The sequence below is a fragment of the Alicyclobacillus hesperidum subsp. aegles genome (assembly GCF_027923525.1).
Classification (GTDB): domain Bacteria; phylum Bacillota; class Bacilli; order Alicyclobacillales; family Alicyclobacillaceae; genus Alicyclobacillus; species Alicyclobacillus aegles.
Window position 1 is genome coordinate 161,366 of sequence record NZ_BSBJ01000049.1, and the last position, 12,765, is coordinate 174,130.

The following is a 12,765-nucleotide window of genomic DNA, read 5'->3' on the forward strand; positions in this document are numbered from 1 at the left end:
GTCCCCAGAAGTACATGGATACAAACGCTTGCATGCAAACGGCTGTGAACAGGGCAGTCGGTTTGTTTGATATAGATGTGCAAATACAGATCCGAGGTTGCTATCAGACAGCGTAAAAAGAATGTGAGGGACGATTTTGGATATCCGTGAACTCGAAGAGAAAAAGCTGACGGAGTTATACAAGTACGCGAAAGAGTTTCAAATCCCGTATTACGGAACCATGAAGAAAAAAGAACTCATTTTTGCCATTCTTAAGGCACAAGCGGAGCGCGACGGTCTGATGTTTGCCGCTGGCGTGCTCGAAATCATGCCGGATGGTTACGGCTTTTTGCGGCCGGTTGGATACCTTCCGAGTCAGGAAGACATCTATGTGGCGGCGTCACAAATTCGCCGTTTTGACCTGCGCACCGGTGACCTCGTCAGTGGCAAGGTGCGCCCGCCTAAGGAGAATGAACGGTACTTTGGCCTGCTTCACGTCGAAGCTGTCAACGGCTATAGTCCGGAAGCCGCTGCCGAACGCCTGCACTTCCCGGCACTCACGCCACTCTTCCCAAGTGAGCGCATCATCATGGAGACGACCTCCGAAAAACTTGCGACGCGTGTGATTGACTTGTTTGCGCCTATTGGATTTGGGCAGCGCGGACTTATCGTGGCGCCGCCAAAGGCGGGCAAGACGGTACTTCTCAAGGAGATTGCAAACAGTATTGCGGCCAACTACCCGGAAGCGCACTTGTTTGTCCTTTTGATTGATGAGCGCCCGGAAGAAGTCACAGACATGCAAAGGTCCGTGAAAGGTGAAGTTGTGGCGTCCACGTTTGATGAACTTCCTGAAAATCACATTAAGGTCTCCGAACTGGTACTTGAACGAGCCCTTCGTCTCGTCGAACACAAGCAAAATGTGGTTATTCTCCTCGACAGCTTGACTAGACTTGCACGCGCATACAACCTTGTCGTGCCGCCGTCTGGACGCACGCTTTCTGGTGGTATTGATCCCGCTGCATTTCACAGACCGAAACGATTCTTCGGTGCAGCCCGCAATGTCGAGGAGGGTGGCAGCCTGACCATTTTGGCGACCGCCTTGATCGATACCGGGTCGCGCATGGACGACGTCATTTATGAGGAATTTAAAGGTACCGGCAATATGGAGCTGCATCTTGACCGGAAGCTGGCGGAAAAACGTGTCTTCCCGTCGCTCGATATCCGCCGCTCGGGCACGCGCCGCGAGGAAGCCTTGATGCCGAAAGATGAGTTGGAAAAGGTTTGGGCAATTCGCAAGTCGATGGGTGACAACCAAGACTTTACAGAGATGTTTTTGCGCAAGTTTAAGCATTACAAGACGAACAAAGAGTTTCTCGATAGCTTATCTCTCAACCGTCCTGCGGAGCGCAAGCCCGCTGCACCAGCAAATCCACCGGTCGGAGCGCAAAGCTGATTTCGCGTATTTGTTCCGATGATATCCCGTTACGTGACCTGTACGGTCGAACGTATGTCGCAAAAAAGCCCACAGGCGGGCAGGCCCGTGGGCAATTCTGGCGGGTGTCATACACGGCTTACTCCCAATCGTCATCCGGCCAATCGGGCAGGAAGCCAAATGACGGAGTGGCTGTAGACGTTGTGGTTGCAGCGGTTACGGCGCCAGGTGCATTGTGGTTGGCAACGGCGGCGTACGCTGGGCTCGCCATGACAAACAATGAACCGATGACGCCCAGACAGGAAATCATGAATTTGTTCTTCATCTGCATCCATCCTTTGCATTGTGTTGTGCTGCAAGTTCAGGATATCGGGCAGCCGAGTTTGTCTCCATAACGGACAGAAAACATTTGATTCATATTGAAAAGTTCTCCAAAGTTATATGCGTGATCGCCATCTGTAAAATGGTGTGCATGTATATTCCAAAAAGCAGATGGCCATATTGCGTGACATATCACTGCATCTTTGTTATAATTCATTGCAGTGTGTTTTAACGAGATAGGGGTGAACAAATATGAAAACGGGTATTCATCCGTCCTACCATACAGTCACCGTGACGTGTGCTTGCGGCGAAACGTTTGAAACGGGTTCGACCAAAGAGGCGATTCGCGTAGAAATTTGCTCGAAGTGCCATCCGTTTTTCACGGGCAAGCAGAAGTTGATCGACGCAGGCGGCCGTGTGGACAAGTTCAACAAGAAGTACGGTTTGCAAGCACAGCGGTAATGAGCGTGCAGCGAAAAAGCCATGGTTGGCTCCATGGCCGCCCGGCGACGGCGCGGCGTTTGGCGGAGTTGACTTTGGCTTTTTTGTCGTGCACGCGTTTTCGTTATTTTGATGAGGCATGAGGCGGGAGGTGATGGCGATGTTCGAACGTCTGGCAAGTATGGAGGAGCGCTATGAGCACCTGAGCGATTTGCTCTGTCGCCCTGAGGTGATGAACAACCCCGCCGAGTTGCGCACATACGCGAAGGAACAGGCGGATTTAGCGGAGACTGTTGCGGCGTATCGCCAGTGGAAGCAGGTTGGCGGCGCGATCGAAGAGGCGAAGGCGATGCTGCAGGAGAAGCTGGACGAGGAGATGCGCGAATTTGTGCGTGCAGAACTCGACGAATTGCAGGCCGAGCGGGCCAGGCTCGAGGAACAACTGCAAATCTTGCTTTTGCCGAAAGACCCAAATGACGATAAGGACGTGTTTCTCGAAATTCGGGCGGCGGCTGGCGGCGAAGAGGCAGCTTTGTTCGCTGGCACGTTGTTGCGCATGTACCAGCGTTATGCGGAAGCAAATGGCTGGAAGGTGGAAGTCATCGACGCCAACTACACCGACATGGGCGGCTTTCGCGAAGTGACGATGGCCATTCATGGCAAGGGTGCGTTTTCCAAATTGAAGTTTGAGAGCGGGACGCATCGCGTGCAACGGGTTCCCGTTACGGAGTCGGGCGGTCGCATCCACACGTCGACGGCGACGGTCGCTGTCTTGCCCGAGGTGGAAGAGGTCGAGATCGACGTCCAGGAGAAAGACATTCGCATTGACACGTTTTGCTCCACGGGGCCTGGTGGCCAAAGCGTGAACACGACGCAATCAGCCGTGCGGATCACGCACTTGCCTACGGGCATCGTCGTCTCGTGCCAGGATGAGAAGTCGCAGTTGAAAAACCGCGAGAAGGCGATGCGCGTCCTGCGTGCCCGACTCTACGAAAAGGCGATGCGCGAGCAGCAGGAGGAACAGGCGGCGGCGCGCCGGAGCCAGGTCGGGACAGGGGACCGGAGCGAGCGCATCCGCACGTACAACTTCCCGCAAAGTCGCGTCACGGATCACCGGATTGGCCTGACGCTGCACAGATTGGAGGCCGTCCTCGACGGCGACTTGGACGAAATCATTCAAGGGCTCATCGTCGCGGATCGGGCCGCCATGTTGCAGGCGGAAGAGGCATGACGAAGTCCGTGCAGGTCGCGGCGTTGCTGCACAGGCTGGCGGAGCAGTTGTCCCGGTCACCCGCCTATGTCGATCTCGCCCCTGACGAGCGGGTCCACCAGGCGCAGAGTGAGGCAGAGCAAATCCTGCGCAGCGCTGCAGGTTGGACGCGTCTACAACTGCTTCAATCGTTGCAGGAAGATGTCGATCCCAAGCTTGCCCGGTTGGCTACCGAGATGGCGGCGCACCGGGCCGACGGCGAGCCCATCGCCTATATCCTTGGCCGTGCCGACTTTTACGGCCACACGTTCGCCGTCCGTCCGGGTTGCCTCATCCCGCGCCCGGATACCGAGATCCTGGTGGATGCTGCCGTGCGCTTTTTACGCGCGTTGCCCGCGGGCGCACAGGTTGCGGACATCGGCACGGGCTCTGGTTGCATCGCCATCTCCATGCAGCTCGCGTGCCCGCAGGCGCGCGTGACTGGGGTCGATCTCGCTGCAGACGCGCTTGCCATCGCGAGAGAAAATGGGGAACGCCTAGGGGCCGACGTCGAATGGGTGCTGGCTGATGGACGAGAATGGTTGATTGCACAGGCCGCAACAGGGCGTCGATGGCACGCCATCGTCTCGAATCCGCCGTACATACCAAGTGCTGACATCGCTGGCCTGGAGCCTTCCGTGTCCGCATATGAACCGCGCCTCGCGCTTGATGGCGGCGCAGATGGGCTGATGTTCTACAGGCAGTTTGCCGCCTTGCCGAAAAGCGTGTTTGATACCGGCAAGGCAGGATTGTTCCTTGAGGTCGGTTGCGGACAAGCGCCCGAGGTCGCAGATCTGTTTGCGCATTGGCGGGCGGATGGCTTTGCCATCGAAGTGATTCGCGATCTCCGCGGGATCGAACGCGTGGTGACGATTGTCCGCCACGCGACCTAAGGCGAGGAGCGGGGCCTGGCACGGCCTTCGGCGAATCTAGCATTTTTTCTACCAGCCTGTTTAACTTCGCTAGCCTCTGACCATACTGACTGCTAGAGAATGCAGGAGGGATGGCAGATGGGAGTCGCGAAGCGCTGGGTTGGGTTCTTGATGGCGGCGGCGTTGTGTATCGGAGCAGGGCGGACGGTGATGGCACACACAGCAGGCAGCGAGGCAAGCGACAACCTGTTGCACGGCATCGCGACGCCGCATGCTACGACCATTCCGCAGGACGCGTTGCGTTTGCGCATCATCGCAAACAGCGACAGTGCAGCAGACCAGACATTGAAGCTGGAGATTCGCAACGCTGTCGTGGAAGAAGTCGGCCAGCTCGTGCAGCATGCGACATCTGCCGCCGAAGCCAAGCAAATCGTCGAGGCGCATTTGGATCAGATTCGGGCGACTGCCGTTGCGGTGGAGCACCAGCATGGCGTGTACGAGCCCATCTCGGCGAATGTTGGTGAGGTGCCGTTTCCGACCAAAATCTACGGCAACGACGTGTACCCCGCGGGCAATTATGACGCCTTGCGGATCATCATTGGCAAAGGGCAGGGTGCTAACTGGTGGTGTGTGCTCTATCCGCCGCTGTGCTTCGTCGACATCACCGAGGGGGATGCCGTTCCGAATACCGGATCGTTCCCGGACTTGCCGCCGCTGGAGACCATTGATGTGCCGACGGCTTCGGGCAAAAAGCAACCTGTACAGGTGCGGTTGTGGACGGTCGATCACGGTGAAGAAATCTACCATGCATTGACCCACATGTTTCACTAAGAGCTCATCAATGGCTTATCGCGTATGACAGGTTTTGAGGGTAGAGGAGGTTGGCCATGAACAGGTGTGCAATCGACGATTTGCGCGACGTTGCCCAACTGCGTCGACGCGTAGCGGAACCGGCGGCGAGCTTGCGGGCGGGTGGCCTGGTTGCATTTCCGACGGAGACGGTGTACGGCCTTGGCGCCAACGCGCTTGACGACACGGCGGTGCGCCGTATTTTTGCGGCCAAACAAAGGCCCGTCGACAACCCGCTGATTGTCCATATTGCGAACGAAGACCAACTTGAAACTTGTTTACCAGCTGGCTATCAGCTGCGTACGGACGAACGCAAGTTGATGCAGACCTTTTGGCCTGGACCCTTGACCCTGCTTCTGCCGGCGGGGCCGCAGATTGCGCCAGCGGTGCGACCAGGACAAGAACTCGTTGGCGTGCGCATGCCAAACCACCCGGTTGCGCGCGCGCTCATCGCCGAGGCCGGCGTCCCCGTTGCCGCGCCCAGCGCCAACATCTCCGGCCGTCCCAGTCCGACTGTTGCCGACGCAGTGGCCGCAGACTTGGGGGGCGTCATCGATTGGCTGATCGATGCCGGGCCGAGCGCCATCGGTGTCGAGTCGACCGTGTTGTTGCTTGAGCCAGACTGTGCACGCATACTGCGCCCAGGTGGCATCACGCAAGAGATGATCGCCAGAACCGTACAGCGTCCCGTCCTGTTTGCGGCCGACGTGTTTGATCTCGACGCCGCCCCGCTTTCGCCTGGCATGAAGTATCGCCATTATGCGCCCAATGCGCGGGTTCATGTATGGTGGGGTGAGGAGGCGGCAATCGCGTCTGCCATGCGGGCATTTCTCGAGGGGGAAGGCGACGGGGCGGATGCGGCAACGACGATTCCCGCGCTCATCGCGCCACAGGACTTTGTCAGCCGCTTTGAATGGCACCTGCCGCCAGCGCGCATGGCCGCGCTTCCCGCCGACGACTATGCGGCAAACTTGGCACATGCACTTTACGATTTGTTGCGCAGGTTCGATAAGGTCGGGGCAACGGATATTTTGGTATATGGGGTCGATCCCGCGCATGGGATCAGCACAGCCGTCATGAATCGCTTGCAAAAAGCTGCATCGGGCCGCGTGCGGCGAGTCGAATGAGCTCCCGCTCGCGCGTCCGGTGTCTGTGTTTGTGAAGTGGATGTTTAGGGATTTTGATATAATATATTCCATATGTGTGGCGAAACTTCGGCACCGATTCGAACAAAGTGCGACAAGTGGTTTGAATCCGTTTTCATCGACTGACTAGCGCAAGAACAGCCGATATAATGGCCTTGCAAAGCAGGAAAGATGCAAACGGGAGATGAGAAGAATGCAGATCGTTTTGACGGTCATCACTGTTGCGTTGATTGTGGTTGTGGGTACAGCCTTGTTGATTGGAAACAAACTCGTCGACAAGATGGTGCACAAGGATTCCGAGGAAGCAGAAGCGTTGTTGGCTCAAGCAGCCGCAAAAGGCCAGCGCACATCTGCTTAACCTGTTGAGTTATTCGGCCTTCATCATTCGGTTTGCATTGATATAGATTGTCTGGATGTGTTGATGTGTTTCAAAAGAAAGCATAAAACCCAGCGCGCGTGGTTAGTCGCACTGGGTTTTTGTATTTGGTGGGGCATTCATCCCTTTTGGCATGTCATGGAGTTTCCAGGTTAACTCGCGGGCGAAAGCGCTTGCCCAGAAGCCGTCGTATTGCTTGTGGTGACTGCGGTGGACCCCGATGTCACCATCGGGGTTTCTGCGGATCCGCTCCTATTGCCAGTTGCCGAAGTGCTTGTCTGCACGCCGGTTGCCGGAGGAGTGGCACTGGTTGTATTGGTATTCGCCGCAGATCCACCCGTTGTTGCGCCCGTGGATCCGCCTAACGCCGTGCCATTCGACGATCCCGCAGCACCGGAGTTCGATCCAGACGAGCCATTCGTCGGTGCAGGCGCGGTGCTGGACGTACCATTTCCCGTCGCGTTGGTCGAACTCGAATTGTTCGCAGGCGGGGTACCAACTGTATTATTTGTGGCGGTTGTATTCGTCCCGGTTATATTGCTTGTACTCGTCACATTTGTCGTGTTGGTTGTTCCGGTCGTGTTTGTCGGCGAGCTCACGCTGACAGAGCCACCGCTTGAGCTTGTCCCAACACTGGCTTGTGAGCTCGAGGAACCGCCTGAACTGGCCGTTTGCGACGTTGTTGACACATTCGGCTGTGTCAACAGAGGATTGGTAGCCGCGTTTGTCACCTGTTCATTCGGAGACCAAGCAGGTTCATTGGTTGGCACGAGATGAACCGGCGTTGTGGCCGTGGTCACGGCAACTGTCGTTCCCATGTTCTCCGCCCGTGGCGTTCCGCCGCTTACATCCCACCAAGCGCAGAGCGCAACGGCGATGGCAGCCGCGGCGCCAATCCCAGCTTGCCAATATCGTTTTCTATTCAATGTGAATGGCCGTTTAAGCATGGCCTATCGCCTCGTTTTGTCAAATTTATAGTCATTATCCCGCATTTCGTCGAAGATTGCGAGGGGAATTCGCTAGTGGATGCGTGGTATGATAGAGCAAAGATCGAGGAACTGACGAAATTTTCTTCTAATGCCGTTTTGACATACGACGACGCTAGAGAGGTGTGAGAGACCCTGTGCTGAACATGTCAACTACGCGCGTGCTGTTAATCTTGTTGACCGTGGTTTCGGGTTGTGTGGACGCCATCAGCTTCCTGCGGCTGGGTCAAGTCTTCACTGCCGCCATGACCGGTAACACGGTTCTTTGCGGCATTGCCGTCGCCGGCGGGCACGGCGGACTCGCAGTGCGTTATGCCGTCGCACTCATCGGGTTTGCCGTCGGTGCGGCGGGCGCGGCTCTTGTCATGACCGGCCATCGGCGTGAAACTGGCTGGAGCCGCGCCGTGACTGGTACTCTCTGCCTCGAATTGGCCGCCTTGTTCGCGTTCTGGCTGTTGACGCAGTGTCTGCCGGCCACAGAACAGAAGCGTATCGTCAATCTGCTTTTATTCGTCCTGGCGTTCGCCATGGGCGTACAAGGCTCGACTGCGCGCCGCGTCGGGATCAATGGGATCACGACGACCGTCATTACGAGCACCTTGACGGGATTGGTCGAAACGGCCGTTTGGAAAGCTGTTGGTAAGGCGCGCGCCCAGGCTGTCACGTCTGACGGCAAGGCGTTTGAACCGACGGCCGCCGCGCTCGTCTGGATGTGGCTTTCGGCCATTGTCGCGTATGGCATTGGCGCCGCCATGTCGAGTGCCATCATCGCCAAATGGTCCTATGAGGCGGTCTGGGCCCCGATTGCCATCGTCGTGATTGTCCTTCTGACAGGCCACCTACAAGGCCGTTCGCAGAGTCAACAGATGTCCATGTAATCCCAATCCGCGCTTTAATAAAGCCGCCGGACGTCTGCAATGCGCTTGCCCCAATTGCTCTCTGGACCAATGGATACCCGAGCGACGGCGCCCAATTGGGCGTCGCAAGCAATCATCTGATCGTCACCACAATAAATACCTACCACCGAGCCGCTGTCGAAAAACACAAGATCGCCAGGGTGCAAATCCCAAACCGGCACACTGACACCAACCGTATCCCACAACTGCATGAGATCGTCCGGCAAGATGTAGCCCAGCGCATGATGGTACACGTAGGCGACGAATGTCGCCGGATCGCATCCTCGTTCGCCCGCCTCGGGACTGGCTCCCCAAACGAGCGGCTTGCCAATCAGGCTCTCCGCTGCGCGGATGACGGCCGATGTCTTTACCTCATCGGGCGCAGACAAGGTAGCTATCGGTTGCCCTTGCGGATCGAGCTCCGTGCCAGGAGGTGGCAGGGGCAGGGATTGGCCCAACGACAACTCGGCGCTTTCGTCGTCGACGTCCGCGGCCACTCGCCGGGGCTGACCGACGTTAGCGGCAGCGACGATATGCCCGTCTTGATCCACGGCAAGGATGCGCATGGTTGCGGGGTTGGCGTCTTTCGGCCGATGTGCGTGCGCGTAATTGGCCAACCCCGCGCGGTGCGCAATGTCGATCGCGCCGTCGCCGTGATCGCCAGCTGCCGCGCGGGTGACGATGAGCACCAGCGAGTTGTCCGCCGGATCGACACGCGTGGCAACGACCTGCACGATGTGGGCCGTGGCCGCAGACGTCACCTGCGGTTGGGCAGGCCGCACCTGTGTTGCCGTTGTCGCAGCGCTGGCATGTGGTGCGCAAAGGGCGAGCGAAGACGCGTAAAGACACAGTGCAAAGGTCATGGTTGCGCATCTTTGAAATCGCTGCAACTCGGACACCAGCTTCCTATAAGTGGAATGTATACACAGGTTGTGTGGAACCGGCGCCGATTATGCTTCTTTTAACGGTGTTCGGTCGGCAGCTTTACATCGGATGTGAGCTTGCCCGCATGAGTCCACCAGGCGACGCATACACATGGGACTAGTTAGCAAAGGAGGCGCCGCTTTGTCTCATGTGGACGATCTCTTGGAAATCATGATGATGTCCTTTGCCTTAGGCATGGATGCGCTGTCTTTGAGCATTGGGGTCGGCCTTGGCTCCATATCACGCAAGACGGCGGTGCAGCTGTGTGCTTTTATTGGTGTCTTTCACGTTGCGCTGACGCTCATCGGTATCGGCTTCGGCGATTGGATTGGCGATTATTTAGGGGCCGTCGCGAAGTGGTTTGGCGCTTTGCTCATCATTGGCCTTGGCGTACATATGGCGTATCACACGCTGTTCTCAAAAGAAGAGAAGCGTCCACGCACCATCGATAGCCTGTTCTCACTGGCGGTATTTGCGGCGAGTGTGTCGATCGACGCGCTCTCGGTGGGCTTTAGCCTCGGACTTCGCAGTGCTGCTTACGGGGCCGCGTCGGCCATCGCGTTTGGCGTGGTCAGTTGTTGCATGTGTGGGGCTGGCCTTGCCATTGGGCGCAAATTCGGCCAGGCCATCGGCCATTATGGCGAGTTGGCGGGTGCGTGCATTCTTATTCTTTGTGGTATCGGCTTTTTGCACTAACGGTGGCCTTGGGCGTTCATTGCATCGGCGAATCTGGCACGGATATACTGAAAATAGAATCCTAAAGCGCATGATCTGAACGCCATAATCTAGGTGACGAAGATGAACATTTTATTTGTTTGCACCGGTAACACGTGCCGCAGTCCGATGGCTGCGGCCTTCCTGCGCCATCTGGCGGCACAGGAAGGCGTCTCTTGGACCGTCGATTCAGCAGGTTTGTACGCTTTGGACGGCCAGCCTATGACGCGGCATGCCGTCGACGCGTTAATTAGGCGACATGTCGTTGCGCCGACACACGCCGCCAAGCGATTGACGCGCGAATTGCTGCTGCAGGCTGACGTCGTCCTCGTCATGACACAAGGTCATCGGCAGGCCTTACGCGACATGTTTCCAGAGGCTGCGGACAAAGTTTATACGCTGACCGCGTTTGCTCACCGTCAGCCGGAGGAACAGGCAAGCGACGTGATGGACCCGTTTGGTGGCGACGAACACGCCTACGAGGCCTGTGCCGATTCCTTGTTCGCGCTGGTGGAGCAAGCGTTTATGCGGTTGCGGGAGGAGGCTTCGCGCGATGGCGGATCCAACCAAGCCAACTGAGGCCGCATTCGACAAGCAAGCCTGGGCCATCGAACAGGTGCGGCGCGATTTGCCCATTGTGCTGGCTGATCTGTACCGGGCGGCGCGCATCGGCCGCGACACGCTTTTGGTGATTGGCGCTTCGACCAGTGAAGTCGTGGGCGAACGCATCGGCACCGCGACGTCGATGGCCGTTGGGCAGGCCATTGTCGACGTCATTCAGGCGTTTGCGGCAGAGGCGGGGTGCGAAGTCGCATTCCAATGTTGCGAACACCTTAACCGCTCGCTTGTCGTCTCAGAAAGGTACGCAAAACGGCGCGGGTGGCGCGAAGTGTCTGCGATTCCGGTGCCGGGGGCAGGCGGCGCGGTCGCGGCCGCGGCGTATTGGGCCATCGCGGACGCCTGTCTCGTCGATGCCGTCGAAGCGGACGTGGGCGTGGACATCGGCGATACGTTGATTGGCATGCACTTGCGCCCGGTTGCCGTGCCTGTGCGCAGCCAGGTGCGGGAGATTGGCAAGGCGCATGTGACGATGGCGAGATCGCGCCCGCCGCTCGTGGGGGGGACGCGCGCTGTGTACGATCGCGATGAAGCGCGCAGGCGCGCGGGGCTGGATGGTTCTCACCATGCTTCTGCAGATATCGACAATTGACAAAACTCCCCTTGTGCACTCCGCTCGCGAACCGTAAGATGAAGATGAAATCGAACAAGGGCTTGTGCTGCACGCCAATTTGCGTGCGCCAAGAGTGAAAGGAGTGCGCAAATTGTCGACAAATCTGCAGCGCTTTGACGCTGAGGTCGCAGCTGCCATGGAGCAGGAATTAAAGCGACAACAAGGGAACATCGAACTGATTGCATCCGAAAATTTCGTGAGCGAGGCGGTGTTGACCGCGCTCGGCTCGGTGTTGACGAATAAATACGCCGAGGGCTACCCTGGTCGCCGCTACTACGGTGGCTGTGAGTATGTCGATGTCGTCGAGAAACTGGCCATTGACCGCGTCAAGCAACTGTTTGGCGCAGAACACGCCAACGTGCAGGCACACAGCGGCGCGCAGGCCAATATGGCGGTCTACTTCAGCGTGCTCAAGCCTGGTGACACCGTTCTGGGCATGAACCTGGCGCACGGCGGCCACTTGACACACGGCAGCCCGGTCAACTTTTCCGGTCAACTGTACAAGTTTGTCGCCTATGGCGTCGATGAGACGACGCACCGCATCGACTATGACGAAGTGCTCAGGCTGGCTATTGAACACAAACCGCGCATGATTGTCGCTGGCGCAAGCGCCTATCCACGCGTGATCGACTTCGCACAGTTGCGCGCCATTGCGGACGAGGTGGACGCCTACCTGATGGTCGACATGGCGCACATCGCAGGTTTGATTGCGGCAGGTTTGCATCCATCCCCGGTGCCGCACGCGCACTTTGTGACATCGACGACACACAAGACTTTGCGTGGCCCGCGCGGCGGCCTCATCCTCTGTAAAGAGGAATTTGCGAAGGCCGTTGACAAAGCCATTTTCCCAGGCACTCAGGGAGGCCCGCTGATGCACGTGATCGCGGCTAAGGCGGTTGCGTTTGGCGAGGCCTTGAAACCTGCGTTTCGCACGTATCAGCAACAGATCATCAAGAATGCGCAAGCCTTGGCGACCGCTCTGCAACACCATGGCTTCACGCTCGTGTCGGGTGGCACGGACAACCACTTGATGCTGATTGACGTGCGTAACGTCGGTCTCACGGGCAAGGAAGCGGAAAAGCGGCTCGATGAGGTTGGCATCACGGTGAACAAAAATGCGATTCCGTTTGATCCTGCAAGTCCGATGGTGACGAGCGGCATTCGCGTCGGCACGCCGGCGGCGACCTCGCGCGGGATGGACGTTGGGGCGATGATGGATATCTCGCACATCTTCAAACTCGTCCTGCAGGGCGATTTCACGGACGAGGTCAAGGCGCAAGCCCGGGAGCAGGTGGCCGAATTGACGGCGCGCTTCCCGCTGTATCCGAACCTCTCCTATGTAGAATAACG

At 57.7% G+C, this 12,765-nt stretch carries 15 protein-coding genes; 13 read left to right on the top strand and 2 right to left on the bottom strand.

Translation table 11 applies throughout. The features are described 5' to 3' along the window. Positions 1 to 136: 136 nt before the first annotated feature. Positions 137 to 1,432, top strand: a complete 1,296-nt coding sequence (rho, locus tag QMF38_RS10480; protein ID WP_281759401.1) for a transcription termination factor Rho — start codon at positions 137 to 139, stop codon at positions 1,430 to 1,432. Between the two features lie 118 nt (positions 1,433 to 1,550). On the opposite strand, the gene QMF38_RS10485 is transcribed toward rho, so the two are convergent. Further along, entirely contained in the window at positions 1,551 to 1,736 is a 186-nt protein-coding gene (locus tag QMF38_RS10485; RefSeq protein ID WP_157057198.1) for a hypothetical protein, read from the bottom strand. A 248-nt stretch (positions 1,737 to 1,984) separates the two neighbouring features. Between QMF38_RS10485 and rpmE the strand changes: the two genes are divergently transcribed. From rpmE to QMF38_RS10525, 8 genes are all read left to right on the top strand, one after another. After that, positions 1,985 to 2,194 (top strand): 50S ribosomal protein L31, encoded by a 210-nt coding sequence (gene rpmE / locus QMF38_RS10490; RefSeq protein WP_134158834.1) that lies wholly within the window; start codon positions 1,985 to 1,987, stop codon positions 2,192 to 2,194. Positions 2,195 to 2,333: 139 nt separating this feature from the next. After that, the gene (gene prfA, locus QMF38_RS10495) at positions 2,334 to 3,404 is read left to right on the top strand and encodes a peptide chain release factor 1 (protein WP_040288772.1); all 1,071 of its coding nucleotides are present in this window, start codon (positions 2,334 to 2,336) and stop codon (positions 3,402 to 3,404) included. Further along, on the top strand, positions 3,401 to 4,315 hold the full coding sequence (gene prmC, locus QMF38_RS10500) for a peptide chain release factor N(5)-glutamine methyltransferase (protein ID WP_281759402.1): 915 nt from the start codon (positions 3,401 to 3,403) through the stop codon (positions 4,313 to 4,315). Before prfA ends, prmC begins: the two co-directional genes overlap by 4 nt. Before the next feature lie 117 nt (positions 4,316 to 4,432). After that, the gene (gene spoIIR / locus QMF38_RS10505) at positions 4,433 to 5,125 is read left to right on the top strand and encodes a stage II sporulation protein R (protein WP_058094386.1); all 693 of its coding nucleotides are present in this window, start codon (positions 4,433 to 4,435) and stop codon (positions 5,123 to 5,125) included. A gap of 56 nt (positions 5,126 to 5,181) precedes the next feature. Then, complete coding sequence (locus tag QMF38_RS10510; protein ID WP_281759403.1) at positions 5,182 to 6,270, top strand: L-threonylcarbamoyladenylate synthase; 1,089 nt, start codon at positions 5,182 to 5,184, stop codon at positions 6,268 to 6,270. 211 nt (positions 6,271 to 6,481) lie between these two features. Then, on the top strand, positions 6,482 to 6,646 hold the full coding sequence (locus QMF38_RS10515) for a hypothetical protein (protein WP_006445918.1): 165 nt from the start codon (positions 6,482 to 6,484) through the stop codon (positions 6,644 to 6,646). Positions 6,647 to 6,874: 228 nt separating this feature from the next. Further along, positions 6,875 to 7,441, top strand: a complete 567-nt coding sequence (locus QMF38_RS10520) for a hypothetical protein (RefSeq protein WP_281759404.1) — start codon at positions 6,875 to 6,877, stop codon at positions 7,439 to 7,441. 355 nt (positions 7,442 to 7,796) lie between these two features. Continuing rightward, entirely contained in the window at positions 7,797 to 8,528 is a 732-nt protein-coding gene (locus tag QMF38_RS10525; RefSeq protein ID WP_058094383.1) for a YoaK family protein, read from the top strand. Between the two features lie 14 nt (positions 8,529 to 8,542). On the opposite strand, the gene QMF38_RS10530 is transcribed toward QMF38_RS10525, so the two are convergent. After that, positions 8,543 to 9,409 (bottom strand): C40 family peptidase, encoded by an 867-nt coding sequence (locus QMF38_RS10530; RefSeq protein ID WP_058094365.1) that lies wholly within the window; start codon positions 9,407 to 9,409, stop codon positions 8,543 to 8,545. 211 nt (positions 9,410 to 9,620) lie between these two features. On the opposite strand from QMF38_RS10530, the gene QMF38_RS10535 reads away from it, so the two are divergent. The 4 genes from QMF38_RS10535 (at position 9,621) to QMF38_RS10550 (ending at position 12,763) form a co-directional block, all read left to right on the top strand. Further along, positions 9,621 to 10,166, top strand: coding sequence for a manganese efflux pump MntP (locus QMF38_RS10535; RefSeq protein WP_232302207.1), 546 nt, complete (start codon positions 9,621 to 9,623; stop codon positions 10,164 to 10,166). A 102-nt stretch (positions 10,167 to 10,268) separates the two neighbouring features. Continuing rightward, positions 10,269 to 10,763: a low molecular weight protein arginine phosphatase gene (locus QMF38_RS10540; RefSeq protein ID WP_058094363.1), complete on the top strand. Its 495-nt coding sequence runs from the start codon at positions 10,269 to 10,271 to the stop codon at positions 10,761 to 10,763. Further along, a complete protein-coding gene (locus QMF38_RS10545; protein WP_058094362.1) occupies positions 10,738 to 11,394 on the top strand; it encodes a TIGR01440 family protein in 657 nt (218 codons plus the stop codon). The genes QMF38_RS10540 and QMF38_RS10545 overlap by 26 nt, the downstream gene beginning before the upstream one ends. Before the next feature lie 112 nt (positions 11,395 to 11,506). After that, positions 11,507 to 12,763 carry a serine hydroxymethyltransferase gene (locus tag QMF38_RS10550; RefSeq protein ID WP_281759405.1) on the top strand — a complete coding sequence of 419 codons (1,257 nt, stop codon included), beginning with the start codon at positions 11,507 to 11,509 and terminating at the stop codon, positions 12,761 to 12,763. The last annotated feature ends 2 nt before the right edge of the window (positions 12,764 to 12,765 follow it).

Coding starts and splice junctions, on each gene's coding strand:
- spoIIR (WP_058094386.1), top strand. CDS start 4,433: ATGGGAGTCGCGAAGCGCTGGGTTGGGTTCTTGATGGCGGCGGCGTTG.
- QMF38_RS10510 (WP_281759403.1), top strand. CDS start 5,182: ATGAACAGGTGTGCAATCGACGATTTGCGCGACGTTGCCCAACTGCGT.
- QMF38_RS10540 (WP_058094363.1), top strand. CDS start 10,269: ATGAACATTTTATTTGTTTGCACCGGTAACACGTGCCGCAGTCCGATG.
- rpmE (WP_134158834.1), top strand. CDS start 1,985: ATGAAAACGGGTATTCATCCGTCCTACCATACAGTCACCGTGACGTGT.
- QMF38_RS10545 (WP_058094362.1), top strand. CDS start 10,738: ATGGCGGATCCAACCAAGCCAACTGAGGCCGCATTCGACAAGCAAGCC.
- QMF38_RS10485 (WP_157057198.1), bottom strand. CDS start 1,736: ATGAAGAACAAATTCATGATTTCCTGTCTGGGCGTCATCGGTTCATTG.
- QMF38_RS10525 (WP_058094383.1), top strand. CDS start 7,797: ATGTCAACTACGCGCGTGCTGTTAATCTTGTTGACCGTGGTTTCGGGT.
- QMF38_RS10515 (WP_006445918.1), top strand. CDS start 6,482: ATGCAGATCGTTTTGACGGTCATCACTGTTGCGTTGATTGTGGTTGTG.
- prfA (WP_040288772.1), top strand. CDS start 2,334: ATGTTCGAACGTCTGGCAAGTATGGAGGAGCGCTATGAGCACCTGAGC.
- prmC (WP_281759402.1), top strand. CDS start 3,401: ATGACGAAGTCCGTGCAGGTCGCGGCGTTGCTGCACAGGCTGGCGGAG.
- QMF38_RS10530 (WP_058094365.1), bottom strand. CDS start 9,409: ATGACCTTTGCACTGTGTCTTTACGCGTCTTCGCTCGCCCTTTGCGCA.